Raw genomic sequence first — 2,130 nt, 5'->3', positions numbered from 1 at the left:
GTGGAGAACCTCGGTTCCTACGTCAGCGAGTACATCGGAATCTTCGGGGAAGAGGCGCTGAGCCGGCCGATGAAGGAACAGATGTTCAACGCGGTGGCATGGGCGACGGGGACCCGGCGGGTGGAGTTCTCGAACGGGGCACAGGAGATGATGACGCGGGAGCAATTCCGGCGGGAGACGGGGCTGAGACCGGAGGATAGAGGGGGGGAGAGCATGGAGCGGTGGAAGGAGACGGGCGACCCGGACGGCGACGGCGGGCCGGAGTGGACGGCCGAGGCCATCGTGCAGGTCGAGGCCGGGAGCCGGGACCGGCACGACCCCGGCGGCGGCGGCGCTCGGACGACGCGGATCGACGGCGCACCGGGGAGCGACCCACCGGCCGACCGAGGCGGGCCACCACCGGGCTGACGTAGCGAGGCGTCAGGAGGACGCTGAGGGTGCGCAGGAGCGCCCGAGGGTGCCGAGAGGCACCGAGAGACGCACCGAGACACACCGAGGCGTCTCAGGGTGCGTGGCGACGTATCTGGAAGCCTCCCGGTGTAAGGGAGACAACCATCCCCCCTCCGGGGGGATGGTTGATGACCTGTTCTCATGACCATGACCCGACGCCGTATGGCGATTAGGGGTGAAAGCACCGAAACCAGCCGTCTCAGAGCCTGAGGAGGCAGATATATAGCGGCGCACGTGTCGGGCGGTGGAAACGACTAAGGGGCCGGGTGCGGAAGCGGGAGGCAAAGCTACGCAACGTGACGAGTGTCCCGGAGAAGGGCCGGGACGTGGCGAGTCGGCCGCTGGCACGGCGCTCGCCGCCTTACGCACCGAGTACGGTTCTCCGCTCACACCCCTTCGGTCCCTGCAGGGTCGGGGTGCGAGTGGTAGGGTGCACATGGTCCTTCTCCGCCGAGCGGCAAAGTCGTAACGACTCATCCGACTCGGCCGGTAGACCGCCTAACTCGCCCGAGAGCGACGCTTTCGCGGAGCGCGTCCGGCACGAACTGGGGCCGGCGCGGCCGGGAGCGACCGGAGGGAGCGACCCCGCCCGGCCACAGCTCGGGACGGCGCGCGACCTCGGCGATCGGGACGTCGAGGCGGGCGGTGGTGCGGTCCGGGCGGAAGCGGGGGCTTGCCCCCCGACCCGACCCGGAAGCGCCGGCCGGGGAGGCGGTCCGCCGAACCCGAGCGGTGGAGGCGGACCGCCGGGCCGGCGACCCGGAACGGCGGCGTCTACCGTCGCCGCCGCCACCTTCGAGAACGCGGTGCGGGGGCGGTGCGCATGAGCGTGGACGACGGGAGCGAGGCCGCCCGTGGCGGCCGCCAGCCCGGCGACGGTGCGGCTTCTCGGCCTTCCAAGAACAACCGTCAAGAGACCGCTGAGGGGGCCAGCGACGGGGATTTCTGGATGCGCCCCCGAGACATGCCGGACGGCACGGCGCGCCGGCCGCTGTCGGTGGAGCCGGGCCGGCGGCTGCGCGACGAGGCGGTCCTGGGCGACGGCGACGGCGACCGGGCGACGCGATCCCGACCGTGGCACGCCGTCGTGAACGCATGGCGACGGTGGCACCGGGGCTACCTGAACACGCACATCGAGTTCACGAGCGACCGAGGCGAAACCGGCCGTACACGGCTTCAGAACAGCTACATGCCGGAGTACGGGAAGCGGTACTACGCGAAGGTGAAGGACTTCGAGCGAGCGGCAGACCGGGAGGTAGACGGCCTAACTACGGTGATGCTGACGTTCTCGGCATCGAACCTGAACGCGGAGGGACACAAGCGATGCCCGGCGGACCACATGCGAGACATCGCGGACGGGTGGGACACCGCCCGGAAACAGCTTCATCAGGTCCTGAGCGGCCGGAACTGGGAGTACGCCCGAGTGTGGGAACCGCACGAGTCGGGGTACGGACACCAGCACGTCGCGGTGTTCGTCGAGGACGGCGACGACCTCGCGGCCGAGGAGTTCGCGCCGGTCATGAGGTCATACGTCGCAGAGTGCGAACCGGCGGGCTGGGAGGCTCACGACCCGGAGAACGACGCCGTGAGCGTGAACGACTCGGTGGAGAACCTCGGTTCCTACGTCAGCGAGTACATCGGAATCTTCGGGGAAGAGGCGCTGAGCCGGCCGATGAAGGA

Annotated in this window: 1 protein-coding gene and 1 pseudogene; both read left to right on the top strand. The window is 69.8% G+C overall.

Annotation, left to right across the window (positions count from 1 at the left end):
* Positions 1–408: pseudogene (locus VYJ16_RS22130) on the top strand (hypothetical protein); the annotation flags it as partial.
* A gap of 865 nt (positions 409–1,273) precedes the next feature.
* On the top strand, positions 1,274–2,130 hold an 857-nt coding region (locus tag VYJ16_RS22125), incomplete at its 3' end, for a rolling circle replication-associated protein (protein WP_336352483.1).

The sequence above is a fragment of the Halorubellus litoreus genome, assembly GCF_037081675.1.
GTDB classification, from domain to species: domain Archaea; phylum Halobacteriota; class Halobacteria; order Halobacteriales; family Natrialbaceae; genus Halorubellus; species Halorubellus litoreus.
Note: the sequence above shows the minus strand (reverse complement) of the source record. Positions and strands in the feature narration are given on the sequence as shown.